The organism is Flavobacterium xylosi (assembly GCF_042787345.1).
Classification (GTDB): Bacteria; Bacteroidota; Bacteroidia; order Flavobacteriales; family Flavobacteriaceae; genus Flavobacterium; species Flavobacterium xylosi.
In genome coordinates this window covers 1-1391 of sequence record NZ_JBHZPZ010000041.1, presented here as the reverse complement: position 1 = coordinate 1391, position 1391 = coordinate 1, and the positions used below count along the sequence as shown (strand labels likewise).

General features: G+C 42.3%; 1 pseudogene. It reads right to left on the bottom strand.

Annotation, left to right across the window (positions count from 1 at the left end):
* Positions 1-1391: pseudogene (locus tag ACFX5E_RS16205) on the bottom strand (hypothetical protein); the annotation flags it as partial.

The following is a 1391-nucleotide window of genomic DNA, read 5'->3' as shown; positions in this document are numbered from 1 at the left end:
TACTTGTAAAAGTGAAAGTAGTTCCTAAACCAACAGGTTGTGTTAACGTCCCTGTTCCTGAAACCATACTTACTGTATATGGAGCCTTACCTCCTGAAATTGTACCTGTAATGATAGCATCCGCTGGAATGTTACAATCTAAATCTTTGGTTAAAACTGTATTTACTGTAAGTTGTGCCGCAATGGTTTGTGCCAATGCAACTGATGTACAGCCAAAAGCATCTTTTAAAATTATAGTGTAATTACCCGGTATTAAGTTGGCAAAAGTATTGCTCGGTTGATACGTAACTCCGTTATCAATACTATACTGGTAAGGAGCAACTCCTGAACCCGCAGTTACTGTTATCGTAGCTTGATTGGTCGTATCATAGCATAAATCTGATCCTGCTATGCTGGCCGTTGGAACTAGTGGTGTGCTTAAAACAAAAGTGTCTGTTACTGTACAATTGTTAGAATCTGTTACACTTGCCGTATAGGTTCCTGTCTGAGTTAAGTTTGCAAAGGTATTACTGCCTTGTGGGCCTACAACTGTGGCGTCTGGTTGAGTAAGGGAATAAGAATATCCTCCCCATCCGCCAGTGGCATTTACCACAACGCTTCCGTTGGCATTACATTTTATTGGCGTTGGAGTGGTTGTCACTGACAGTGCAGCTGTGGGTTGCGCAACGGTAACCCATGTTGTAGCTGTACAAGTCGTTATATCATCTTTGATGATTATTGTATAAACGCCTGCCGCCAAATTAGGTAGGTTAATTACTGATGCTGTTTGTCCTGTAACTGAAGTACCGCCATTTATGGTATAAGAATAAGCGGTTGTGCCTGATACGGTGTATTTTACCAATCCTGTTGGTGTACCAAAACATTGCACGTTATTCACCACTGCTCCAACTACTGTCAGAACCGGTAATGGTGCAATGGTGTAATCTTCTGAATAAGTACAATTCTTAGCATCTTTTACCTGGAACGTATAAGTCCCCGGCGCCAATCCATTAAATACGTTTGATCCCTGGTACGCCGTAGCCGATCCTGCCGGTGCAGTGATTTGATATTGTAATGGTGTTGAGCCTCCTGTTGTTGATGTAATTGTAACATTTGAAGTATTCGCAGGACAACTCAACGCGGATGGATTGAATGTTAAATCCGTTGGTGGTGTCAATGGCGCTATAGTAACCGGTAAAGTTACAAATGTACAGTTGTTGGCGTCTTTTATCGTGATGGTGTAGGTTCCATTGGTCAATCCTGTAAAAGTATCTCCCACTTGGAAGGTTACTCCGTCAATACTATAGGTATATCCTGGGGTACCTCCACCAACTCCTTGTGCTTGTATAGATCCTGGGGTAGTACAAGTATATGGAACCAAAATAACTGCCGTACCTGTGATGGCTGCAGGT